A 25,367-nucleotide genomic window follows, 5' to 3' on the forward strand; every position below is an offset into this window, starting at 1 on the left:
CGGCTGGCTGAATGGCTGAAATACCTTATGTAGCAAGATTTTCAAGATATGAAAGAAATATCAGCTTTGCATGAAAAAGAAAAAAGAAATCAATCCTTTACTTGATATTCATTCATCAATTTGAGTAAAACTCCGTTTGTCCATCCAAATCCGTCTTGTGTAGGATATTCACCGCCACCGGCTTTTCTTCGGATATCCATGACATCGTATTTTTCCATGAGTTTACCTGTATTGTCAAATACACGGCGATTAAGCTGAATCCAGCGAAGTGCGATCTGACGGGCGAGGCTATCGTAATGATAATTGCGCAATCCCTGAATGGTGATATATTCCAAAGGAGCCCAGCCGTTGGGTGCATCCCATTGCTGACCGGTTTGCTGCAGGGTGGTTACCACACCTCCGGGCTGAAGATACCGGGATCGAATCAGCCTGGCCATGGCAGCAGCCTGTGTGGAATCGGCCAGTTTGAAAAACAATGGATACATGCTGGCCAGTGAAATGCGGGGGGAATATTTTTTTTGTGTAAAATCATAATCTGTGAATGCCTGCTGTTGTGCATCCCAACAATATTTCAGCAAATGCTGCTTTCGTAATTCAGCCAGATGTTCATATTGCTTCTGCTGCAAATAGTTTCCGGTAACGGCGTAGCTTCTAGCTATGGTTTTCTCCAGATGATACAGCAAACAATTTAAATCAACCGCGATCAGATGGGTGGTAATGATGGTACCCAGGCTGCGGTTATCAGCAAACCAACGGCTGCTGAAGTCCATACCCGATTCTGCTGCTGCCCGTATGTTGCGGTAAAAAACTGTATCGGGTTCGCTGGACTGGCGGGCCGCTATCACATCTGCACGATAGGATTCTTCGCGGGGTTGATTGCTTTCATCCCAATAACGATTCAGGATACAACTGTCGGTCAGCATCACCACATGATGAGCCGCTTCACCCGGATGCAATTCATCAGCACCTTTCATCCAGTAAGCATATTCCCGGAGCAAAGGTTGTTGATAGGTTGCATAAATGTAATCGCCTTTTAAACCGGCAAGCAAATCAACCATCAGCGAAAAATAAGGAGGCTGAGAGCGGGTCAGATAATAGGTGCGATTACCATTGGGCACGAAACCAAAACGATTGATGAGATAGGCAAAATTTTTCACCATATCTTCTATCAAGGCTGTATCGCGGCTTTCCTTCAAACCCAGCATGGTAAAATAAGAATCCCAGTAATAAACTTCCCGGAAACGTCCACCCGGTACAATGTAACGATAGGGGAGCGGAATCAGTGAACCATATCGCGATGTGTCCTGCTGGTTCGGATTGCGCGAAAGCACATTCCACAACTCTTCAATATGATGCCTGATGCCTGCCTGTACATCGGAATGATAACTACGGGTACTGGTTTCAGGCAAACGGAAATAAGCATATACAAATTGCTGCAAACTGAAATCAGGTTGCTTTTTTTGCTGATGATAAGCTTTGAGAATGCTATCCGGCGAATATGTAGGAATGCAATCCACAAATGTTTTTCCATCAGGGAACACCTGGTGCATTTGTACATCCACAAACAAATCTTGAAACAAGGCGCGAGGCGAAGCCAGCTGTGCATTGCATATCGTAGAATTCCCAAAAAAGATAATGACGGCAAACCAGATGCGTATGCGATTCATAACATAGAGTAAAACTTTAAGTTACTGGATTTCCGAAAATTACAAAATAAAAAAGCATGTGCTGCCTAAAGTGCAGACACATGCTTATGGTTTTTCATCCGTTCGTTCCTGTTTGTCGGCAGGCAGGTCAGAATCCGGCCTGTGCACTGATCCATACATGCACACCCGGTTGTGGCTGCGGTGCATATACAACCGGTACGGGCGCAGGTACCACATACACGGGGCGAGGTTCATGCCATTTGCGATGGCCGGGTGCAAAACAGCGGGCCGAACGTTCACCATAGATTTTTTTCATCAAACCCGGCGGCATATGGCCATGCCCTTCGCGATACAATGCAATTTCTTGTCTATGATGCCAATCTGTATCTCTATGCTGGGCAAAAGCTTTTACACTGATGCCACCTAACATGAACATACACAGGCCGATGATGATCCATTTGTGTTTCATAGCCAATAGTTTTAAATATACGCTCCCAAAAGCATACCAGATTTCATCTTACATTTGATAGGCTTAATTTTCAAGCATGAAAAACCAATTGTTGCTTGTCCTCTCATGTATATGCATGCTGCTGTTGTTTAGTTGTCATCATCGGGCTGAACAGCAGGCTTCTTCAACCGTACAATCCGCCAAGGAACTTGCGCTGGAATATCTTTCAGAAAACAAACTGGACGAAGCAGAGCTGGCTTTCAAAAAAGCCATACAGGAAAACCCGGAAGACGTGTCGAACTATATTGCTCTTTGCCGCCTGTATCTGTTGAAGAAAAACTACACGGAAGCTGAAAGCGTGTCTCGTTCAGGATTGAAGAAATTCCCCCGACAGGCTGATCTGTGGCTCACCCTGGCACAGGTATATATCGCCCGGCAACAGTTTGCACAGGCTCGTTCCATTTTTGAAACCATGTTGCACCATGATTCTACCGATGTAAGAGCTTATTTCGGACTGGCCAACCTGGATTCATCCATTGAGCTTCAGAAACAGCATTTATTACGCATCATTCATCTGAGACCCGCCAACCTGGTACCCAGGCTAAAGCTTGCGGAAGCCTTAGCTATGGCACACCAGGCCGATTCTGCAAGATTTTATCTGCAAAGCATTCAAAAGATTGCGCCTGATTTTTTACCTGGAGCTCGTCAGGCTTACCAGCAAGCTATTGATCTGCTGGAAAATCAGCAGCCCGAGGCCGCCCTGCCCTATATCAAAGCTTTCCACGATCAGATGAAACTGACAGGCGCCTATATTTCAGGTGCTGATGAACTGGAAATACCCCAGATGTTTGCCGGCTATTTTGATGTAGAAACCAATATCCGCAATCTTGCACTCGATACCAGCTCATCCGGCCCTGCACCCGCATCCGACATCCTCAAGGTGATGAAATTTACGGATGCCACAGAGGGCAGCGGAATCCCCGCCATACAAAATTCCACCCAACCACCTGCAGTACTTGCCGTTACAGATTATGACGCAGAAGGCAACATGTTTCTTTACACCTCCTATCCGGTTTCCGCTTCCCGTTCAGTTCCCTATCTGCTGGTTAACAGCATGGGTACGTTCAGTCCCTGCCGGGTCGTGGGTGATCTGGCGCATAATGGCATGGACCTGGATGCTGTGTTTGCCGATTATGACAATGACGGATATCCCGATCTGTTTGTATCTACCACAAGCGGCATAATAGTGTTTAAAAACAATGGCGATGGCTCTTTTACCCGTATCCGCAATGACATCGGGCTTAATCACGCCAATCACATAACCCGCATGTTGTTTGCTGATCTGGACCAGGATGGGGATCTGGATTTGTATGCGGCAGGGAAAAACGGTAATCTCTTTTTCCGAAACAACGGCGACGGCACCTTCACCGAAAATACCCAGGCCATGCAGCTGAATGATGCTGGTACATTGTCGATGGACTTTGGCGACTGGGACAACGACGGGGATCTCGATATTGTTTGTCTGGATCAGCAGGGTGTGAAACTGTTTAACAACGACCGACATGGTCGTTTTCAGGAAATCAGCAATTCCGTCGGGCTGCGTAATCCGGCCTACACCGGTAGTGTAATTGCCTTGGGCGACTACAACAATGATGGCCGCCTGGATATCCTGATTACCGGAGGGAAAAACGGCTGCACCTTGCTGGAAAACCAGCCGGATCAACATTTCGTGCCGGATAAGCTTGCTTCAGCACAACTTTCGCAGGCATTAAAAGGAATGCAGGTATATGATGCAGCTTTTGTGGACATTGACAACGATGGCCATGAAGATATCTGTGTGGTGGGTAAATCGGACAACAGCAACACTTTGGGCGTCCGGCTGTTTCACAACGAAGGTGCAAAAGGTTTCCGCGATATCAGCAACCTGCTGCCTCAGGAAAATTTGCAGGCCTATCGGCTGCGGATCGCCGATTACAATTTCGATGGTGATGAAGATATTTTCATAGCCGGTCCATCCGGTACCCGGCTGCTCCGCAACGACGGTGGCAATCTGAATCATTTCATTCAGATTCAACTAACCGGACTCGCCTATGGCAACAGCAAAAACAACCGGGCCGGCATTGGTGCCCGAATTGAGCTGAAAGCTGGCGATTTGTATCAGGCAAAAACCGTAAAAAGCACCCTCACTGAATTCGGCCTTGGCCAGCGCCGGCGCGTGGATGCCGTACGCATTCTATGGCCCAACGGCGTGCCCCAAACCGTGCTGGATCCTACCAGCAAACAACGCATCCTGGAGCAGGAACAACTGAAAGGTTCCTGCCCGTTTCTCTACACCTGGAATGGCAAACGTTTCATTTTCCTGAAAGACATGATGTGGCGAAGCATTCTGGGTGTACCTTTTGCCATCCACGGAAAAGATACAGTCTATGCTGATTCAGGCCCTTCTAAGGAATACTTGCTGATTCCCGGTGAAGCCCTGCAACCCAGCCATGGCCAATATCTGCTGCGCATCACCGAGGAACTCTGGGAAACCATCTACCTGGATGAGCTCAAGCTGTATGCCGTAGATCATCCTGACTCTGTCAACCTTTATACCGACGAGCGATTTGTGCCTCCTCCCTATCCCGGCCTTACTCTGTATCAGGTCGCACACGCCCATCTGCCCGTACGGGCGACAGATGCGGATGGGCACGATCTGCTGCCGCTGTTGCGGGCACACGATTTTCAATATGTGGCAGATTTCCCTCTGGGCAAATACCAGGGATTAACCCCCTTGCATGATCTGATCCTGGACCTGGGACCCGCAGCTGCCAACGACGACAGCCTGCTGCTTTTCCTGCGCGGATGGATTATGCCCACCGATGCGAGCATCAACACCGCTGTTACCCAAACCTCCCGTTTCAAACAACAGCCACCTCTATTGCAGGTGATCAATCGGGCAGGCAAATGGCAAACCGTTATTCCCAACATGGGCTTCCCCATGGGCAGGGACAAAATGATTGTCATCAATTTATCCCATCAATTTCTCACCCCTGATGATCGGCGCATTCGCATCCGCACAACCATGCAGATTTACTGGGATCAGGCATTTTTCGTAAGCCATCCGCCAGCCGCACCCGTTCGCGTTTTACCCCTTACCATGCAAAGCGCTGATCTGCACTACAGGGGCTATTCCGCTTGCTATCATAAAGGCAGTCCATACGGCCCGCCATGGTATGATTACTATCAAGTAAGCACTGGTCAGCGTTGGCGCGATCTCACAGGTTATTATACCCGATACGGCGATGTACAGCCACTTTTGCAAAAAGCCGATGATGCCTATATCATTGCCAATTCAGGAGATGAAGTGGCTATTGCATTTGATGCTACTCGCTTGCCGGCCCTGCCTAAGGGGTGGAAACGCGATTTTGTGCTTTACAGCGAAGGATGGGTAAAAGATGGCGATCTGAATACAGCCTGCAGCCAAACGGTGGAACCATTGCCATTCCATGGGATGCCATCTTATCCCTATGGTCCGAAGGTGCATTATCCTTCGGATTCAGCACATCAACGCTATTTACGCACCTACAATACCCGAAAGGTGGATGCTGACGATTTCAGCAATGCGTTGCGAAATGGCACAGTAGAAAAACCCTGAATCATACTTCGGCTGTGGTATGGCGATACATGTTGTGCACTGCAGGATTAAGCAAACCTGCCGTATTGAAAGGCGCAATGCAATCCCGGATTGTGCGGGTAAATGCCTCGATTTGGTGGGGACTATAATTGCCCTTTAGGGGAAGATGCTGCAACGCCCGCCAAGTTTCTTTTACCATCTGCCGGATTTCAGCTCTGCCTGCCAACAAAAAGCCTTCCGGATAATGTGAAGCACATGCGGCAGATACGGCATTCCGGTGCTGTTCATAGGCAATGGTGCAGGCAAAATATACCATACTCCAGGGTATGAAAAGCTGAAAATGGGTCATTGTACGGTAACAGCCCGCTATTAGCGTGTCAATCAACCAATATTCGTTCTGTAATTCACGTGCATATCTTTGCAACAGTTCCTGCCGATGTTCATGGCGATCCTGTTGAAAAATCCTTACAATGCGTTCCAGTCCGGAAAGGGTATGCGCATTGCCGGGGCTGAACAGAGGATCCACAAATCCGGCTGTATGGGGCAATGCCACCCATCGACGACCGGCTACCTGCAACAATTGCCTTTGCAACCTGGCTGATCGCAACAAACGCCCCGGCTGATCACAAAGCCTGGCTCCCCGCATTAACTCCTGCAGAGATGGATAGCGACTCAGCATCTGATGCCAGATCGGTTCGGCAGGCATATCATTTTGCTGCCTGAGCGGTAAACCTGGCAAGTCCGTATGCCCGTCGAGCACAAACCCCATGCTTACGCGGCCATCATCAAACCGCAACATCCACATCCAGCCTTCATCAAGAATATGATGCAAGGCCGAAAAATCGGCGCGGTAGGGATAATCCTGGGTTTTATATCCCATGCCAGCAAGCATTTCTTCCCATAGGGGCACCTGTTCAAAATGCGAAAACACAGCAAAAGAATGCGTATAAAAATCATCGGCTGTCCATGGCACCTGCCAGAGCCGTTGCAGCAAATGCGGACTGCCAGTGGCATCTATGAAAAAATCAGCCCTCAGCTTCCTGTCCAGCCCTTCATGTTGAAGGGTAAAAGTCAATTCTTCAGCCTCCTGCACGCCCAAAATTTCAGCTTGATCCAGATAGGCAATGCCGGCTTCCTGCACTTTCTGCACCAGAAAGGCATCGAAATCTGCACGTAGCCATTGCGTGTCGGAATGTTCATCATCCGCACTAGCCGCTACCAGCAGTTCATGCTCATGCTGATCATTGGTATAAAAAGCTTTGCCGGGATAATGTTTGTAAAAACTAAATCCCCGTTTCAGCCCCCGCATCACATGAGGATAATTGCGGCACCAGCTTCCGTAGCGCGAAAAAGCATGTAACCAGGGCAAATCATACTGCCTGGCCAAATCGCGAAGTATCATATCGGCTGCCGGAGTGGAAGATTCGCCAATAGCAAAACGCGGATGTCTGGCTTTTTCTACCACACATACCTTCCATCCCATACGTTGCAGGACCAGGGCTGCCAATGATCCGGCAAATCCGCTACCGGCAATCAGCACATCATATCGGGGAAAAGACGGTTTCATGGTTTCAAGAATTGTTTTGGCAGTAAGCACAATACACAGGAGGTTGCAGCTGCTGGGTGAGATTCATCCGCTCCAGCCTTTGCTTCCGGGCTTCGAAACAATGGGGACATGCCGACATAAATGCTATATCCCAGGTATCGGCAAATACACGCCTGTAGCCTCTTTGCAATGCTTTTTCCATTACTTCCTCCAGCATATCCAGTGTGGGAGCCCGATAGTTGCCCTGTTGCTGCAATTGTTGCATAACGGCTGTGGTAGCCCGTGTGGGAATCACTGAGCAACAGCTTGCTCCATGGGCAAAAGCAAAGTGGATGCTTTCCAGCGTCCAATGAATACTTTCCTCGCGATCAGTCAAAAATGGCGGCGAGAGCATCAAAAAAACGCGGATATCAATGTGCTGTCGCAGCAAAAAATCAGCGGCCCGGCAAAAATCATCTCTGGTTAGCTGCTTTTTCAGACGAGGTAAAACCTGGGGATGAATGGTTTCCAGTCCCATGGCAATTTCCAGCTGGCCCGAAAGCTGCTGCTGAAAGTTTGCACACAAAGGTCCGCACAGCAAAGGATGGTTTTCCACCACGACTCGTTCATATGAATTGAGACAGTTGCAGATATCCGGATAATCATCGGGTGAAAGACATTTGGGGTCAAAAAAATTACCATTGTTGTACAATTTCACCACCGATGCATGTGGCAGCTGTTCCAATGTATAATGGATTTGCTTCAGAAAAGCGCCCCGGGGAGGTGCCTGCGGTAGGGTATTTTTCCATAAATCACAAAAAATACAGGAAAACACACAAGTTTTGCTGGTGAGAAAAATGGTATTGACTTCCCGGATCATGCCCTGCTGATCCGGCTCCTGCTCATGCAGAAAATGATAAGGAAGAAAGGGATCCAGCTGCACTTCGGGCTTGCGCTTCATCAGGCATACAGCGATTGGAAATACTGACGATACACGAGTTCATTACCGGGAAACAATCGGGATTGCAACCGGGGTTGTATAGCACCCTGCTGAAAACGACGTTTGGGATAAACGGGCATGTCCATTCCTGTAATGGCTTTCACGCCTCGCTTCACGATTTCTCCTTTCAGGGCATATAATTTTTCATGATTCCATTGCGTGAGTTCAATGAAAGGAATGCCTTCTGATACTTCAATGACCTGTGGCAATACATAGGGACTTAACGCCTGAAATCCCAATAAACGAGCCGGTGCATAAGTGCGCACATGTCCGCGGCTCATGCCTCCTGTGTAGGTTAAGGAATGCTTGATTTTATCCACACCCCATCCTTCATGATAGAGCAAAGGATTGTTCAACACACTGCGAATGGTAAGTTCACTGTTTTCTTCAATCGGATAATCTTTGAGATTCTCATCGCCGCCATCGCCATCGGCCAGATATTGCCATTCGGGATATTGCTGCCTGATTTGTTTGCACAGGGCCAATGTCATAGCTGCTGCTTCCACATCCAGCGGTTTATAGTCTTCTATGACCCGAATAGCCTCCCGATAATCTACGGCCGATGCCGGTACTTGCATGATTTCCAGAAAAAAATCCAATCCCAGCTGATGCAGAAAATCCTGTGCCTGTCGCGCATCGGCCGACAGGCCGGTTTGGCCCGACTCATCCTGTACGGAAAGCGTAAAAGCCTTGAGCCGTTGCGGCGACATGCCCATCTGCAACATCAGATGATACAATACGAGGAATACGGAACCACTGTCAATGCCTCCGGAAAACAATACGCCCACAGGTTCTGTTGCCGGAATTTGCATCAGCCATTTCTGACACACATCGGCCAGTGCGCCGATATAAGCACGCCCAATCATATCCAGATCGGCCGGCAAATGATTTCTCTTAGGCTCAAAATATCGCTCATAAACCGGATTGGGATCCGGACAGCCAATCAATTGCAATCGTACCACATAATGTGCAGGCACCATCCTTGTGTAAGAGGGATGAAACTGCGCTTCGAGCCCTCTTTTTTTCAGTTCTTCAAAAATTTCATCTATTCGTTCGGCCACAATCAGCAACGGACCATCGGCTTGCTTGGCCAGAAAATACCGCATAGGCCGGCCAATGGAACGAGCCATATACACATCCTTATTTTTCCTCACCACAAGCGCAAATTGCCCCCGGATACGGCTGACTGCCCGCGGATCATCAGCCAGCAAAAGCGCTTCAGCTTCTTCGAGCGTCATGTTCAATATCACATTCCTGCGATTGTCCAGCAGATTTACGAAATCCTGTACAGGCAAAGCAACTGACATATGTGAATACAGTTTTTTATTTAACGAAAGGAACTTGTGTATTTCCCCAAAACTATCAAAAAATCATCGCTCACATGCATGTGTAACCATGGATCCGTAAAAAACGTTTCATTTGAAGCAGATAAAGTTTTGATTGCCATCATCTTTCAATCATAAAAAAATGTATCTTCAAAGCGCTTACATAAAAACATTTCGCCTATGAACAAGTTTACCCTTTCCCGTAAAACCATTTTCTGGGTTGGATGTATCCTGGTATCTGCTGGTATGGCCATGCAGTTGCCCATGTATTTTCATGCCCGTAACATGGGCTATCGCCTGGTGGGCATGCCCATGGATTCGTTTATGATTATGGGTATGATAGGGATGGTGATAGGATTGGTGCTTACCATCATGGGATTGATTCCGGAAAAATCGGCCATCAGCGCTGATTACAATACGCTGCAGGTGCGAGCATTGGATGATGTACCCATCCGATGGCCTCATATTGCCTTGTTGTTTGTGATGGCTTTGGCTATGACCTTGGATGTGATGAAGCCCACCATTCTTTCGTTTGTGGTGCCGGGTGCAGCAATTGAATATGGCTTAAAATCGCCCATAAATCCGCATGCTCGGATTCCGGTAGCTTTATTGCCTTTGTGCGGGATATCGGGTACTATCATGGGGTCTTTTATCTGGGGATGGATGAGTGACCGCATGGGGCGAAGAGCCTCTATTTTAATGGCAGCTGTGGTGTTCATAGCCACGAGTGCATGCGGAGCTATGCCGGAATTTTGGATGAACTGCCTGATGTGCCTGATTATGGGGTTTGGCGTAGGTGGCATGTTGCCTATTTTGTTTACGCTAATGGCTGAATGTATTCCAGCCCGTCATCGGGGTTGGCTGATGGTGCTGATTGGTGGCGATATTGCGGGGGCTTATCTGATTACCAGTTCACTGGCTTCCTGGCTGGTGCCGCATTACAACTGGCGCATCCTATGGTTGATTGGTTTCCCCACCGGCATATTACTCATCCTGTTAAACCACTGGATACCAGAGTCGCCGCGCTTTTTGCTGCTTCATGGCCGTGTGAAGGAAGCAGAAAAAATCATGAAAAAATTTGGCGCAGCCATAACATCATCAGCAACTGAAGGCCCCGAAATGTCGGCAAATTCCGTCCAATCAGCCAGCAGCCCCACACAATTCAGGGATTTGTTTTCCACTCCTTTTCGGGGCATTACCTCCGCTGTAGTGCTGTTGGCGATAGGAGCAGGCTTTGTTCGGTTTGGCTTTCAGCTTTGGATTCCTTCCAATCTTCAAGAGTTAGGCTTTTCTCAGCAACGCTCCTTTGCCATTCTACGCAATGCTGCTTTGATTGGCTTTCCGCTTAATTTCTTGATAGCCTGGATGTATGGATTCTGGAGCAGCAAGCGCACCATTATCCTGCTTTCCGCGCTTACGGCTGCTTCCATGATTGGTTTCTTAATCGCAGGAAATCATATTGTGCAACATCCGCTGATTTTGTATGTATTGCTTATTTTGCCCATCTGGGGCGTAAGTGCTATTATGTCTGTACTTTCGGCTTACGCAGCAGAAATTTATCCTACTGCTATTCGCTCGCGTGGAAGTGGACTTATCTCGGGTATGAGCCAGATTGCCGGCGTTTTTATTATTGCACTGGTTGTGCTGGCTGTGGCACCTCCTTCGATAACTGCAACAGCATTAATTGCTGCATTGCCTCTTCTCCTGGCTGTCATTACCATAACTCTGATGGGAATAGAAACACGAAAACGCTCACTGGAAGATATAACGGCTGAGGAATTGCAACCTGCCTATCAGCAATCTGGGAACTCATAAACAATCGAGAACGATAAATCAAACAGATAATATCCATTTATCAAAACAGCAGGTGAAAGTGTAATCTCATTGTTTGTACACAAACAATTTTCCGGCAAGCGTTAAAGCGTTAAAACATTACGCATGATGTGATCATTATGGAAAATAATTCCTAAATAACAGGAAACATACTTATATATCTCACATCTCGCATAAAGAAATTGCCACTAAATTTTCAGGATTGAGGATGGTTAAACACACACATGGAAGTATTGCTGCAAATGATAAAGCAAATAATGGATAAAAAGCTTCTGAAAAATTTGGGAACTTTTATTTCAAATGAAACTTACTCAAAGTTTCGCTTTAAACATGAATGGATTTTTGTTTTTACTTATGCAATTTGTGCCACCGGCTTGGGTTGATGAATTTTCAGATCAATGAATCGGGCTATGGGGCCCACAATAAACAAAGCATAAAATGGTGCATAAATAAAACTATCCAGCCTGAGGAAGAACTCTACACATGCAACCAGTATGGCCACCAGTATCCGACCCCTGCGAGTCGATACGGTAGTAGCGGGATCTGTGATCATGAAAAAGATGAATAATTGATACATAGGGCCCGTAATCGGTGCCACTTCGGCCATAAATGTATCCCCTGTAATAAGACTTCTCACATAAGCCAATATCACAAAGCTTACCACATAAGCAATGGTTACATGCATGCGCCGGGCTCTGTTGACAATCACCAGCCCCAATATCCAGATCACAATCAGAGCGAGAAAATTGCTTCCCCATTGAATACTTAATCCAGCCACATCCATAGGCGCCATAAACAACATCCACGACACACCAAAATTGGAAGGATTCCATATATGCCGACCGCGATACCGAAATACATATTTTGACATAATGGATAGCATAGATGTAATCACATAAGGCCATACCATGGGAGAACGAATCAGGATGCCCACACTGATGCCACTAATATAAGCACTGGCCAAATTTTTGCGAATGCCCAATACAAAATGCGACAACAACCATTCCGTGATAATGGCTGTACAAACTGCTACAATCAGATTTAGGTAACTATCCAGAATACCAAAGCTCAACTGTCCGATTAACAACAAAAGGGTAATAAATACAGGCGGTACATATCTGAAGTGCTGTTTCAGCAATTCTCTCAGTTCTTGAACTCCTGGTACTTTTAGCGTCATTACGTTTTCTCTGATAGATTTATTTAGGCTCTCGAACAACATGTAACATATCTATTTGTGGATGAACAAGTGTTGTTATTTTACCGGATGGCCATTTGATGATTACCCGATCAACCTGTGTGCTATCGCCTAATCCGAAATGTAAACGATGGCTATTTTGTGAAGAGAAGCCACATCCATCTGTAAGCACTTGAATTTGTTTTTTCCCACTCCATTCCACCAACACTTCAGCGCCTGCAGCATCGGCATTGCTAATAGTACCACGCAAATCAAACTCTATCCAGTGATGGTGCAATTGTAAATCATTTTTCAAGATCAAAGGAATATTGTTTTGATTGGCTACAATTACATCCAGCACGCCTCTGTTCCACAAATCAGCCATGGCCACAGCTCTTCCATCGTAAGTCATATCGGGCATAATCTGATATGAAATATCTTTAAACGTTCCATCGCCATTATTCAGCCACACTTTATCATGTTCATAACCCGACTGGCTTTTGCCATTCATGGCTGGCCAGTTGCGCGCATCTTCAATGATAGCTTTGTTTCCACTCGTAACCTTGGCATAATCATACCAATAAGAAGTGCCTTTTTGAGCAGAAATAAATCCGTTTGCTACATATAAATCCTGATAACCATCGTTATTCAGATCGCCAAACTGGGCACCATAGCTCCATCCCGCATCATCAATACCGGCCAGCTGTGCCAGATTCACAAATTGCGGATAACGATTTGCAGATGATTCATCAGTAGGCTGCCAATAATTGTTGCTTTGCACCAGAACACCTTTTTCCGTAATGGTGGTGTTATAAATGCCAATCTTGCCTGTGTTTTGTATATCTCCAAACGTTACGCACATCCCACTTTTGGGAATATTACCAATGCCCGACTGACGCCCCACTTCAATGAACTTTTTCCCATGATCATTGATATACAATTCATTTACATTGTAATCATCGGCAATAAACAAATCAGGATATCCGTCGCCATTCAAATCGGCCGCACCAGCACCCAGTACCCAGCGGGTGGAATTCAATCCATATTGTTCGGTTACATCTTTAAATTTTCCATTCCCCATATTCTCCAGCAAATACTTTCTTCCCCCATTGTTTGCATACCGAAAACTTTCGGGCATCACCTTCGTGGTAGAGGTATGAAATAAATTGAGCTTTTCGCTATAATATCCACCAATAAATAAATCCAGCAATCCATCATTATTAAAATCAAACCAGATGGCGCAATTGGCATTCACCCACTGAGGCAAACCACTGCTGTCTGTTACATTCACAAAACGTTTACCGTGATCATTATGAAACAGTTCCGGCCTGCCCCATTTGTAAATCAGCAAATCCGGATATCCATCGTTATCATAGTCTCCCCACACGGCGCCCATTGAAACTCCTGTTGCCGAATCATTCAAATTCTCCAGTCCAACCTGATTGGTAACATTTTCGAATTTGCCATTATGCAGATTCCGGTACAATGCATCTTGAGTACCCTGGCGGCTGCTGGTAAAAAATAAATCATCCCACCCATCCTGATCAAAATCTACCACCGACACAGATGCTCCCATGGATGCAATCTGGGGTTCAATATGTTTGAGCTTCGGATCAAGTTCAGGTGGAAGATGCCGAAAATCAATGCCAGCCTGCTTATTCACTGGTTCCAGGTAAAATCCGAATCGTTGGATAGCCTCCTGTTTTTGAACCATGTTTTTTTCACCATGTAGCAAATTCTTCCTGGATGAGAAAGCAGTAAAAACCAGTAAAAATGTAAAAATCACTACAGTAACAAGCCAGGGTATTTTTTTAACTTCCTGCATCAACAAACAGTTTTTTCAGGTGATACCAAATTTACCCCTATATTGTTTGACTTTGCATTTCTGTTTATTTTTTTTAGCTTCACATATATGCTTTCACTCACACATTTTATACAAACAAAAATCAACCACTGCTATATGAAAAGATTCGTGAAGGAAGAATCCTCCACGCTGTCTGTATAGGTTCCTTTTACCCAAAAAACGTCTTTTGATCAGAAATGACGGAGATAACCCTCAAAAGCCATCTGTCGTCCTTCTTCCACATAAGCTTCCCGATCAGCTGGGGCCCAGGTGTGAAGGCCATCTACATATCGGTTATACATACAAAAAGCGGCTGCAATGAGCACTGTGTCATGTATTTCTAAATCTGTGGCGCCCGCCGCCCGTGCTTGCTGAATGGCTGCTTCGGTAACACATTTACCGCCTTTCTGCACCTGACCGGCAATGACCAGCAAGGCTTTCATTTTGGGAGAGATTTGCGTGGAGGCCGGCCCTTTTTCAATTTCGTCAATCATATCCACAGATTCGTGTGCATGCGCACAGGTAGCCGCTCCATGTGAAGTATGGCAGAAATGACAGTTATTCAAATAAGACACATAAGAGGCAATCCATTCCCGTTCCAACGGTGTAAGGCCCTCATCGCGGCGAAGCAATGTTTCAGCAAGTTCGCATAAAGGACGAGCCGTTTCCGGACGGTAATTCAATAATCCCACAATGCCGGGAAGTTGGGGATTTCTGAGTGAAATATAGCAAGACATGAGTTTTTGTTTTTAGATGTGATAAAATGAGTTACACTTTTTGCATGTGTTGACCTTTGTTTTTACGCAGATAACCTTCTGCGGCCATGCGTTTGCCTTCTTCGGCATATAGCTGGCGATCGGCGGGAGCCCAGGTATGCAGGCCATCCACATACCGATTGAACATACAAAAGGCAGCTGCAATCAGCACCGTATCATGGATTTCCAGATCCGTGGCGCCTGCGCGTTTTGCAGCTTCTATGGCTTCCTGTGTAACATATTTGCCACCTTTTTGCACCTGACCTGCAATGACCAGCAACGCTTTCATTTTATCCGACAATCTATCTGACGCAGGTCCTTTTTCAATTTCATCAATCATATCCACAGATTCGTGTGCATGCGCACAGGTTACGGCTCCGTGAATGGTGTGGCAGAAATGGCAACCATTTAGATAAGACACATAGGATGCAATCCATTCGCGTTCCATGCGGCTGATGCCTTCATCCGTCTGCAACAAGGCCTGTGCAATGTGTGAAAGAGGAGGCGCTGTTTCGGGCCTGAAGCGCATAGGCCCCCAGATGCCCGGCAATGCGGGATCGGGTAAATTGATATAGCAAGACATGTGTTTCTTTTTTATGGGTAAAGTAATAAGGGTGTTCAACAGGATTTATGCAAGATCCTGTATAGGAAGATTGAAGTAAACTTGCCGAAGAACCAGGTTGATCATATCATGCACATGATACATAGACTTGTGTTGTGTTTAGATATAGAGTGCGTACAAACTTTGTGTTTGCACAAGCCTCTGCATCATGAATTTAACATCACAACATGACATGCAACCTTGATGTTCAGCAAGCCTGAAAGGAAAATCTGGGAGGGGGCGTGAGTTGATCCAGCTCCGGCATCGATAAAACAGGAGTGCATTCTGCAAAATGCAGCAAACTTACTGCAGCATTGGGCCGATGCCAGTCAATAAGATCCGAAATATATTCTTTGAAAAATGATTTGTATAAATCCTGGTGATTATTATTTGAATTAGCATTATTACCAAAGCTGAACCGGACAAAATCATGAAACCATTCGTTTAACGTCATCCGCTCCCGATCTTTCACACATTTCACATACAGGGTATCGTTGTACAAATGCTTACTGACAGCCCGATACCAGATACCATTGATCTGCACATTTCCATCAGTTTTTTCTTCATGCGTAGCCTGCGGCAAATAAGGTAAGTAAACCGGAATTTTTAAGATGGCAATTTCAGCCTGATTGGTCACATGCGCGGGATCTATACCGGCAAAACTGTGCTGGTAGATCATGAACTGATACACAAAATAATACCCCGCTGCATAAAATGCAAACAGCAACAGGAGTATGATGGTAGTGAGTTTGCGCACGTGTGAAAGTTAGGTTATTTATTGGAAATGGTAAAATTTTTTTTATCCATCCCAACACCCGTGATAGTCAACGATTTCCACCGCGCTGGTAAACGGGTTTTCAGCTGCATGATGCCGTTTTCGGTAATCTGTAAACCACCAAAGCCATTCAACACACACTGTAAGATACCTCCCGCTCCGGTAGCAAAGTATGGATTGGTACCGCCGGCTGTTTCGGCCAACACACCAAAGGGGGGCAATTCATTGGGTACATAGCCGCGTTTAAACAAAGCATAGGCTTTATCAGGATATCCCAGCCTTTCATACAACAAGCCAAGCATGGCATAACTCATGGCCGGGCCCGCACCAATGCGGGGTTCGTAATACCCAAGATCTTTTTTGATTTGCAACGTATCCCGGATCAATCCCAGGGGATATGCCAGCAGGTTTACATCAGCCTGTTTGATTTGCTCTCCGTGATAGGTGGCATGCTCCCGGATTACCCCATCCGGAAAATGCAGAATCACAATATGGTCGGCCACTTCCTGCCAATGCGGATCCGGTTCAGCCCCGATGATCTGTGCTGCCCGGATGGCGTCGCGCAGATTTTCGATGGCGGCTCCATTGGTAAAAGCATCATCATCCACATTTTCTGCCCATTCATCAGCAGCCACCACGTTGCGAATATGATAGCCATCGGTAGTCTTTTGCACGCGTGAAACCCAGAAATCTGCCGTAGCTTTCAATACCGGATAAGCCTCATTCCTGAGCCATGCCGTGTCGTGGGTAACACAGAAGTACTGCCAGATGGCAATAGCCACGCAAGCCGTGATATGATGTTCAAATGGGCCGGACAAAGCCCACACAGGCGTTTCTTCTTCCCCGCTGGCCGCTGACTCCCATGGATACATCGCTCCCTGATACCCATGAGCATAGGCATTGGCTATGGCCTGAGGCAGGCGATGAATCCGATATTCGATTAATGAACGAGCTATTTCAGGATGCAGCTGCAACAACACCGGATACATCCACAGATCGGCATCCCAGAACACATGCCCGTTGTATCCCAATCCGGATAAGCCCATCGGAGAAAGGCTATAACCTGAACCTTCACGCACAAAGCTGTATAGATGATACAACATGCTGTGAATATCCCGCTGGGTGGTATCATCTCCTTCAATTCGGATATCGCTTTGCCAGAGCTGCTGCCAGGCCTTGTTATGAGCATCAATCAATTCTTTGCGGCTTTGCAGGGCTTCAAAAATGGTCAGCCGCTCTGCTTCATTGGCAGGATCCGCACTCTGTGCGCTGCTGATGGTTGCACCGGCAATGGAAAACGTGTAGGTTTCACCGGACTGCAGGGATTTGCTGAACCGCATCAGATGCCGGTTATTGTCCCACATTTCATGCGTGACCTGTGGCTGCTGATCACGGGCTTCATCAAACAAAAAACAGGTGGCTGCTGCTACCGACAGTTTGCCCGTGGGACTGGAAGCAGTGGAAAACAGCACGTGCAGCGGACCACGCGGGCTGGCAATATCTTCATAAAATTGCTGCACATGGCGCAGCATATCCGGAGCTTCAATCACACTGGCTGCCGAAATGGTGATGGGTTGTTTGGCCTGTATATCAACCGTAACCAGCATGTTGTAGGGCAATTGCCGCAATGCCCGCCAGGAGCAGGTTACATGAGCCTGGTTGCCCACATCGAATGAAGAAGTAAAAACAGCCCGATACATGTCGAGCGTCTGGTGAAAATGGCTGATCTGTTGCGCGGTCACCTGTTGCCCGTTGATGGTGAGATCTACATTGGCAAAGCTGAATGTTTTCAGCAGATTGCTCACCCGGCCCCGCCCATACTGATCGTAAGCACCGTTTAATACAATTTCTTTTACACTTAATGGATCAGCTGCCGAAACGATTCCCAACACCCCGTTTGCTACCGTAATGCCATAGTAATGCGAAGACTCCGGCTGATCTGCTTGCAACTGCCAGATCCAGGGATTTTCAGCTTGTGCATATAAGGCATACGGCAAATTGATTGACAAAAGAATACCCGCCAGTAAACCGAAATTTTTTCTCATCCATGAAGTAATTGTCTTCATAAAAAACAATTATTTGTTTTTAAAAAACAACAAACGCTGATCATATCGGGCTACCATAATCAACGAATCATTTTTCCTGTGCAAGGTTTTTATGTCCCTCACTTCTCCGTTTACAAAAAATCCGGTCTGCCAGGGCCATGCTGCCCGGAAATGTCCTTTGCCATCACCCAACAACACAATTTCATCATTGGCATCATAACGACCTTCGGCAGGTAATACACCATAAAAATTACCACCCACCAGCACATCCGGATGACCATCGTGATTGAAATCGCCCACCTCAAAAGCACGGATAGGAGCTACCTGCGCTTCCCAAGGCAAAGGAAGCATTTCAAATTTTCCATTTCCAAGATTATGCAGCCAGACTGATTGGAAGGTGTAGGCATGCCATACACGGGCATGCTGAAGATCTGATCCTACAATATCTTGTATGGTTTGTCCGGCAAAATCATGGTATGTCGGAAACTTTTTTTTCATTCTTTCGGGAAATTGCTGATCAAAAACATCTTTTCCAACCAAAGGATAATCATGGCCATTCTTTGCATAAGTGAGAATGGTCACATCTGTTGATTGCTGGGATGATGGAACGATATAGAGTTTTACCGGTTTTTTTTTGCTGGGATGAAATTTTGTATTCATCCCATAATTACCCACCAGATAATCTGTTTTTCCATCCCCGTCCAGATCGGCTGCCACGATACATTGCCACCAGCCATGGGTATGTTCCATTCCCATACTTTGGGTAACATTCTTCAGATGTCCATGTCCATCGTTTTCAAAAAAACTGATAGGCATCCATTCACCCACCACAATCAAATCAGGTTTCCCATCCCCGTTAAAATCTGTCCAGACTGCATCGGTTACCAATCCAATATGGCTCAAGCCAGGAGCAATCTGATCGGTTTCATCCCGGAAATGTCCTTTGCCATCATTGATGAGCAAATATGAGCGAGGTTGCTTTGCATAATCCAATGCATCAACTCTGCCACCCACAAACAAATCCGGATATCCATCCTGATTTAAATCGCATACCCTTACACAAGATTTATTTCCATACATGGGTGGCAATGCCGCAGTGTCTTTGATAAAATATCCCTTTCCATTGTTGAGATAGAGGCGATCCAGCAAGGGTTTCATACCATCATAAAATTCACCTCCGCCACTTACCACATACAAGTCGGGATATCCATCATGGTTCACATCCACAAATGCTGCATCCTGATCCATGCAAAGTGAATCCTGCTGGAATGCAGGTTGATTGGATAAAACAAATTGTCCATCCGGCTTTTGGATATAAAGAGCGCCAGCCTGAAATTTACCTCCGCACACATAAAAATCTTCGAGTCCATCTCCATTCACATCTCCCACAGCCACTCTGGGAGCATCCGTAGATACCATATGCGGAATAAAAGGTTGCCGCGCAAAATCAATAAAACTGGCATCTCCCCGATGTACAAACTGAACTGAAGAAAGGCTGTCGGTATAATCAGTAAATAAAAACTGATTTTCCCGCATTTGTGGTAACCATTCCGGGCCGGTATCATGCGCCTGGTTCTGGTAAAGCGTCAGGATCTGATCGGCATGTACATGTTTGAGCACCTGCTTTTCACCTCTGGGCCAGATCACCTGCAAGCTATCTACCAGGGTATCTTTTCCAAGACCGAAAAATAAAGTAGGATCTGTAGCACTTTCAAAACCACGGGTAGGCTGTATGTAGGCATACTGGAATTTTCCATGATATTTGAGTATCACCTTCGCTCCAATGCCAAACCGATTGCTGTCACTGCCCGCGCATTTTATCCGAAGATAATGTGCATGGTATTTTTCACGTGTTTGATTTTTGTAAATGACAGCGGGTGCATTGAGATTGTTGACCACAAGATCCAGATCGCCGTCGTTGTCCAGATCGGCATAAGCGCCTCCATTGGAAAAGCCGGGTTGATGCAACCCCCATTGTGCAGATCGATCTATGAAATGCATATGATCCGTGCCTTCAAAGATGAAATTATGCACCGGTCCCTGTGGCATGCGCTGAATGGCTTCCTGATCGAGCAAGCGGGTGTCTGACAAGCTTTTCGCCACCTGGGTGTTGGCTATAAACCGAATATAATCCAGGTCATTGGCTCTTCTCCATATTCCGGCCGACACGAAAAGATCGGGCATACCGTCGTTGTTGAAATCGGCAATCAGGGGCGACCAGCTCCAGTCAGTAGCGGCTATCCCGGCCATCAGTCCAATTTCACTAAAGTATTTACCACCGTAGGTATTCAACTGCAGCATGTTGCGGGTATATTGCGGGCTGTAACCCAGCTTCATTTTGTAAAGCGCCATCTCATAAGGATCATCGTTGGCCGTGGATTTCAGGATTTTCTCATCTTCAGGCAGCATATCCAGCGTTACCAAATCCAGCCACCCGTCTTGGTTGATATCAGCTGCATCTGAACCCATGGTGGACTTGCTTTCATGGCCAAAAGCCTTGCCATTCATTTCTGTAAATGTGCCATCCTGATTGTTGAGGTAGTAGTAATCATTTTCCTGAAAATCATTGCCTTCATAGATATCATCCCATCCATCGTTATTAAAATCACCGATGATGGCGCTGAGTCCATAACTGATAGGACTGGCTATGATACCAGCCTGGCGGGTTACTTCTACAAAATGCCCATGATCATTGCGGAACAGATGCCCTCCGCTCACTTCACTGAAATGTGATCTCAAAGATGTATCACCATACGTTTCAGCAGAATGCACGGCATGGCAAACCAGAAACAAATCCAGATCACCATCATGATCATAATCAAAAAAACTGGCCTGTGTGCAAAAGCCCCGGAAATCCAATCCATAAGCTGCCGATTCTTCTTTGAAAGTACCATTGTGCTGATTGATAAATAGCAAATTATGTCCCTGCAAACCCTGATATCCGCTTACCACACACACGTAAATATCAAGCCATCCATCGCCGTTTACATCTGCCATCACAGCTCCTGTAATCCAATTCGCATCGGTTTCCAATCCTGCCTGGTGGGTAATATCTTTAAAATGCATGTGCCCTTCGTTTTCATACAAACGAATGCCATGTTTATTGGATGTCAGCAAAATATCATCCAGCCCGTCATTATTGATATCACCCAGTGCTACTCCTCCGCCGTTGTAATAATACATGTAATCGAGGATGTTCATATCTGAACTGTCGTGCACTTCATTAACAAAATCAATTCCGGTTTGATCAGGTTTCAGTGCTACAAAAAGTTTTTCTGAACGTTTGCACGCCACCAAAAGCAAACAATAAGCTGCAAGTGCAAGCCATGTTGATTTGGATGTATGACCCGATAACATGCATTCGGATTTTATCTGGTTCTTTAAGGTTTATGTTTAGGAATCTGCTGAAACAAGAGGGCATTATCATTGTTTCTTGCCACCAGGATATATTTCGTATGATTTTTTCCTTCCCATGTAGCAAGATCTCTTACTTCGCCGCGTATAAACAATCCACTCTGTTCGGGGATTAGGTAAGTAAAATGTCCTTTCCCATCGCCCTTCAGGAAACATCCATAACTGGCATCATATCGCCCGATTTGAGGCTTTACGCCGTAAAAATTTCCACCCAGGAAAATATCGGGATATCCATCACCATCCAGATCTTCTACCAGGGCAGCAAATACAGGAGAAAACTGTGCGCGGATGGGAAGGGCTTCCAGGCGGAAATGTCCATTCCCTTCATTCAGCAGCAAAGCCGTTTGCAGGTATTCGGCCTTTTTGATCACTGCATCTTTTAGTTCTTCCGGTTTAAACAGTTGCTGGATGGTTTTCCCAGCATAATCAGCATATTTTGGAAAGCGCTTGCTCAACATGGGAAATTGCGCATACATTTCATCTTTCATGTAAAATGGATACGACTTTCCATCATCTTTGTAGCTGGTCAATATGCAATCAATTTGTCCGTTGTGATCAAAATCACCCACGTAAAGTTGCACCGGATGTTGAGGATCGGCTTTAAACTGGCTGTTGAGGCCTAAATTGCCCAGCACAAAATCTACTTTTCCATCCCCATTCACATCGGCTGCAGTGATACAATGCCACCAACCTTCACTGTGCGGAATTTCCATCCATTTTTTAAAATATCCTCCTTCGTTTTTAAAAATGGTAATAGGCATCCATTCGCCCACCACAATCAGGTCGGGTTTTCCATCCTGATCCACATCGGCCCAACAGGCATCTGTGACCATGCCTATTCTGGCCAAACCGGGTGCAATTCTTTCCGTAACATCCCTGAAATGACCATGGCCATCGTTTTGCAACAAATAGGATCGGGGATCTGCTCCATAAATACCCGGCACATCCCGTCCGCCAATGAACAAATCCGGATAACCATCCTGGTTAACATCACACACTTTCACACACGATGCATTCACTGAAATTTCGGGTGGAAAAGCATCCGGAAGTTTTTTGAAAATACCTTTTCCGTTGTTCAGATATACGCGCGGTTCCAGCCAGCGTGAACCCACATCATCCTCATTACCTCCGGAAACAACAATCAGATCGGGATATCCATCATGGTTCACATCGGCAAATGCAGCTCCAATATCTTCAAAATGACGATCGGCATCGAGGTCGGGTTCATCCACACGCTTAAACTGTCCATTGGAAAGTTGTATAAAAACTTTACCCGGGTCGTCGCGTGCGCCGCCGATAAAGAAATCCGTAAGACCATCACCATTGATATCAGCAGTAGCAATTTTAGGACCTTCGGTAGATAACAATTCAGGCATCAATCGTTCGCGATGAAAATCTACATAAAACAAATCTTCCTGATGTCTGATATTACCTATGATTTTGGATGCCGAAACGTTTTCGAAAAACGGATGATACAATGGCGGATGATAAATAAATTGTTGATGCGCATCTTTCTGATACAACGTAAGCGTTTGATTGACCTTTACATTTTTCAACACCTGCATTTCATGATGGCGATCAGGCCAGATGACTACAATGGAATCAATGATTTTTGCATGCTCCAGCCCAAATACCAATACAGGGTCTACACTCGATTCAAACCCCCGTTGGGGAAACTCCTCCTGCATTTGTTTGATGCCATTGGCATACACCGTTACCTGTGCGCCAACACCAAATGTATTTTCGTCTGAACCCTTCAGTTTGATGCGGATATAGGATGTATGATATTTTTCATTGGTCATGTTGCGGTAAATGAAGCAGGGCATATTCACATTATTCACCACCAGGTCCAGATCGCCATCATTATCCAGATCGCCATATGCTGCACCGTTGCTGAATCCGGGCATGCCCAGGCCAAGCGCATAAGCCTCGTTTTTAAAAGTTAAATTGTGCTGGTTAATGAATGCATAATTAGCAACCGGAGTAGAAGAAATTTTATCCTGAAACTCGCGATAATCAAACTTTCCGCTTTCGGCCACTCGTTTTTTATTTGCATCGCTGGCAAAATAATTGATAAAATCCTGGTCGGTCAGGTTTTTATAAATGCCATTGCTCACAAACAAGTCTTTCCATCCGTCGTTGTTCATATCGAATGCCAGTGCGCCCCAGCTCCAGTCAGTAGCATATACGCCGGCCAGCTGTCCGATTTCGCTGAACGTAGTATCGCCATTATTCAATTGGAGCATATCGCGCATATATTGATGATGAAAATCATGATTCAATCGTTCTTGATTGACATCATAATCATCAAAATAAGAGGTGGTTTTTAATCGGTAATCTCCTTCAGGAAGCATATCAGTTGTATAAATATCCTGCCAGCCATCGTTGTTCAAATCGGCCATATCAGCGCCCATAGATGATTGGCTAATATGCCCCATGGCGGTATCCAGGATTTCTTCGAATGTGCCGTTGCCACGATTCAGATACAAATAATCGCGTTCAAAAAAATCATTCGATACATAAATATCCGGCCACATATCCCCATTGATATCTCCCACGCTCACGCCCAATCCAAACCCAATGACACTGCCGTAGATATGGGCAGAATCGCTCACATCCACAAAATGACCATTATCGTTCCTCAATAATTTATCTCCGCCATAGGGGTCCCGCTGGTAGCGCAATTGATAGCGATCATATCCAAAGCTGCTAATCGGCCTGAAACTATTTTCCAGGATATAACAATCCAGATCACCATCGCCATCATAATCGAAAAAGGAAGCATGGGTAGTAAAACCTCCTTTATCCTGCAAACCATATTGAGCAGCTTCATCTTTGAAATGCGGAATACCATTCTTATCCACGCCTTGATTCACCCATAATACATTGGCCCGATCGTCACCCGGCAAATTGCCGCTGTTGCATACATAAATATCTAATAATCCATCGCCATTGATATCTACCATGGCCACACCGGTTGACCAATGCAGGCTTGCTGTTTCCAGACCGGCCTGGCGGGTTACGTCCTGAAAATGCCAGTGACCTTTATTTAAATATAATTTACATTGTCCCTGGTTGGATACTAAAAAAATATCGGCCCAACCATCGTTATTTACATCCCCAATAGCCACTCCGCCACCATTGTAAAAATTTCGGTAGTTGAACACGTTAAATTGGGCCGTAGGTTTCACTTGATTTTCGAAATCAATACCCGTTTGCCGGGCCGATAGTTGAACAAACAACGGATCTGAAGGCGGATGATAATTGGATGAAGATGAATGGCAACCTGCCATAAATACTATGTACAGACAGGCCATGATTATGAGTATTTCTCTGCACACGTTCTTTTCCAAACAAAACCTCATGC

At 45.9% G+C, this 25,367-nt stretch carries 15 protein-coding genes; 2 read left to right on the forward strand and 13 right to left on the reverse strand.

Translation table 11 applies throughout. The annotated features are described in order from the left end of the window. Nucleotides 1-89 precede the first annotated feature (89 nt). Together treA and BM367_RS04765 are read right to left on the reverse strand one after the other, a co-directional pair. A complete protein-coding gene (treA, locus tag BM367_RS04760; protein WP_092458457.1) occupies nucleotides 90-1,667 on the reverse strand; it encodes an alpha,alpha-trehalase TreA in 1,578 nt (525 codons plus the stop codon). Nucleotides 1,668-1,794: 127 nt separating this feature from the next. Further along, the gene (locus tag BM367_RS04765; protein WP_092458460.1) at nucleotides 1,795-2,115 is read right to left on the reverse strand and encodes a hypothetical protein; all 321 of its coding nucleotides are present in this window, start codon (nucleotides 2,113-2,115) and stop codon (nucleotides 1,795-1,797) included. Between the two features lie 76 nt (nucleotides 2,116-2,191). On the opposite strand from BM367_RS04765, the gene BM367_RS04770 reads away from it, so the two are divergent. Continuing rightward, on the forward strand, nucleotides 2,192-5,731 hold the full coding sequence (locus tag BM367_RS04770; protein ID WP_092458462.1) for a CRTAC1 family protein: 3,540 nt from the start codon (nucleotides 2,192-2,194) through the stop codon (nucleotides 5,729-5,731). A 1-nt stretch (nucleotide 5,732) separates the two neighbouring features. On the opposite strand, the gene BM367_RS04775 is transcribed toward BM367_RS04770, so the two are convergent. From BM367_RS04775 to BM367_RS04785, 3 genes are read right to left on the reverse strand one after another with little or no spacing between them, the layout of a single operon-like run. Further along, on the reverse strand, nucleotides 5,733-7,277 hold the full coding sequence (locus BM367_RS04775; protein ID WP_092458465.1) for an NAD(P)/FAD-dependent oxidoreductase: 1,545 nt from the start codon (nucleotides 7,275-7,277) through the stop codon (nucleotides 5,733-5,735). 4 nt (nucleotides 7,278-7,281) lie between these two features. Further along, nucleotides 7,282-8,196 carry a hypothetical protein gene (locus tag BM367_RS04780; protein WP_092458468.1) on the reverse strand — a complete coding sequence of 305 codons (915 nt, stop codon included), beginning with the start codon at nucleotides 8,194-8,196 and terminating at the stop codon, nucleotides 7,282-7,284. After that, the gene (locus tag BM367_RS04785; protein WP_092458471.1) at nucleotides 8,196-9,542 is read right to left on the reverse strand and encodes an asparagine synthase-related protein; all 1,347 of its coding nucleotides are present in this window, start codon (nucleotides 9,540-9,542) and stop codon (nucleotides 8,196-8,198) included. Before BM367_RS04785 ends, BM367_RS04780 begins: the two co-directional genes overlap by 1 nt. A 198-nt stretch (nucleotides 9,543-9,740) precedes the next feature. Between BM367_RS04785 and BM367_RS04790 the strand changes: the two genes are divergently transcribed. Beyond that, on the forward strand, nucleotides 9,741-11,375 hold the full coding sequence (locus BM367_RS04790) for an MFS transporter (protein ID WP_092458475.1): 1,635 nt from the start codon (nucleotides 9,741-9,743) through the stop codon (nucleotides 11,373-11,375). A gap of 370 nt (nucleotides 11,376-11,745) precedes the next feature. On the opposite strand, the gene BM367_RS04795 is transcribed toward BM367_RS04790, so the two are convergent. From BM367_RS04795 to BM367_RS04830, 8 genes are all read right to left on the reverse strand, one after another. Beyond that, complete coding sequence (locus tag BM367_RS04795; protein ID WP_092458478.1) at nucleotides 11,746-12,612, reverse strand: RnfABCDGE type electron transport complex subunit D; 867 nt, start codon at nucleotides 12,610-12,612, stop codon at nucleotides 11,746-11,748. Then, nucleotides 12,590-14,281: a CRTAC1 family protein gene (locus BM367_RS04800; RefSeq protein WP_177224106.1), complete on the reverse strand. Its 1,692-nt coding sequence runs from the start codon at nucleotides 14,279-14,281 to the stop codon at nucleotides 12,590-12,592. The genes BM367_RS04795 and BM367_RS04800 overlap by 23 nt, the downstream gene beginning before the upstream one ends. A gap of 320 nt (nucleotides 14,282-14,601) precedes the next feature. Further along, nucleotides 14,602-15,147 (reverse strand): carboxymuconolactone decarboxylase family protein, encoded by a 546-nt coding sequence (locus BM367_RS04805; protein ID WP_092458484.1) that lies wholly within the window; start codon nucleotides 15,145-15,147, stop codon nucleotides 14,602-14,604. Nucleotides 15,148-15,178: 31 nt separating this feature from the next. Continuing rightward, the gene (locus tag BM367_RS04810) at nucleotides 15,179-15,748 is read right to left on the reverse strand and encodes a carboxymuconolactone decarboxylase family protein (RefSeq protein WP_092458487.1); all 570 of its coding nucleotides are present in this window, start codon (nucleotides 15,746-15,748) and stop codon (nucleotides 15,179-15,181) included. A 226-nt stretch (nucleotides 15,749-15,974) separates the two neighbouring features. After that, complete coding sequence (locus BM367_RS04815; protein ID WP_092458490.1) at nucleotides 15,975-16,523, reverse strand: hypothetical protein; 549 nt, start codon at nucleotides 16,521-16,523, stop codon at nucleotides 15,975-15,977. 14 nt (nucleotides 16,524-16,537) lie between these two features. Next, nucleotides 16,538-18,586 carry a kojibiose hydrolase gene (locus tag BM367_RS04820; protein WP_092458494.1) on the reverse strand — a complete coding sequence of 683 codons (2,049 nt, stop codon included), beginning with the start codon at nucleotides 18,584-18,586 and terminating at the stop codon, nucleotides 16,538-16,540. Nucleotides 18,587-18,616: 30 nt separating this feature from the next. Next, the gene (locus BM367_RS04825) at nucleotides 18,617-21,943 is read right to left on the reverse strand and encodes a VCBS repeat-containing protein (protein ID WP_092458497.1); all 3,327 of its coding nucleotides are present in this window, start codon (nucleotides 21,941-21,943) and stop codon (nucleotides 18,617-18,619) included. A 23-nt stretch (nucleotides 21,944-21,966) separates the two neighbouring features. Continuing rightward, a complete protein-coding gene (locus BM367_RS04830) occupies nucleotides 21,967-25,317 on the reverse strand; it encodes a VCBS repeat-containing protein (protein WP_222842571.1) in 3,351 nt (1,116 codons plus the stop codon). Nucleotides 25,318-25,367 lie beyond the last annotated feature (50 nt).

Origin of the sequence: Thermoflavifilum thermophilum (genome assembly GCF_900116565.1) — a bacterium.
Taxonomy (GTDB): Bacteria; Bacteroidota; Bacteroidia; order Chitinophagales; family Chitinophagaceae; genus Thermoflavifilum; species Thermoflavifilum thermophilum.

Bases quoted from the DNA above. Each gene is read 5' to 3' on its own strand.
- treA (WP_092458457.1), bottom strand. From the start codon at position 1,667: ATGAATCGCATACGCATCTGGTTTGCCGTCATTATCTTTTTTGGGAAT.
- BM367_RS04765 (WP_092458460.1), bottom strand. From the start codon at position 2,115: ATGAAACACAAATGGATCATCATCGGCCTGTGTATGTTCATGTTAGGT.
- BM367_RS04770 (WP_092458462.1), top strand. From the start codon at position 2,192: ATGAAAAACCAATTGTTGCTTGTCCTCTCATGTATATGCATGCTGCTG.
- BM367_RS04775 (WP_092458465.1), bottom strand. From the start codon at position 7,277: ATGAAACCGTCTTTTCCCCGATATGATGTGCTGATTGCCGGTAGCGGA.
- BM367_RS04780 (WP_092458468.1), bottom strand. From the start codon at position 8,196: ATGAAGCGCAAGCCCGAAGTGCAGCTGGATCCCTTTCTTCCTTATCAT.
- BM367_RS04785 (WP_092458471.1), bottom strand. From the start codon at position 9,542: ATGTCAGTTGCTTTGCCTGTACAGGATTTCGTAAATCTGCTGGACAAT.
- BM367_RS04790 (WP_092458475.1), top strand. From the start codon at position 9,741: ATGAACAAGTTTACCCTTTCCCGTAAAACCATTTTCTGGGTTGGATGT.
- BM367_RS04795 (WP_092458478.1), bottom strand. From the start codon at position 12,612: ATGTTGTTCGAGAGCCTAAATAAATCTATCAGAGAAAACGTAATGACG.
- BM367_RS04800 (WP_177224106.1), bottom strand. From the start codon at position 14,281: ATGGTTCAAAAACAGGAGGCTATCCAACGATTCGGATTTTACCTGGAA.
- BM367_RS04805 (WP_092458484.1), bottom strand. From the start codon at position 15,147: ATGTCTTGCTATATTTCACTCAGAAATCCCCAACTTCCCGGCATTGTG.
- BM367_RS04810 (WP_092458487.1), bottom strand. From the start codon at position 15,748: ATGTCTTGCTATATCAATTTACCCGATCCCGCATTGCCGGGCATCTGG.
- BM367_RS04820 (WP_092458494.1), bottom strand. From the start codon at position 18,586: ATGAGAAAAAATTTCGGTTTACTGGCGGGTATTCTTTTGTCAATCAAT.
- BM367_RS04825 (WP_092458497.1), bottom strand. From the start codon at position 21,943: ATGTTATCGGGTCATACATCCAAATCAACATGGCTTGCACTTGCAGCT.
- BM367_RS04830 (WP_222842571.1), bottom strand. From the start codon at position 25,317: ATGGCCTGTCTGTACATAGTATTTATGGCAGGTTGCCATTCATCTTCA.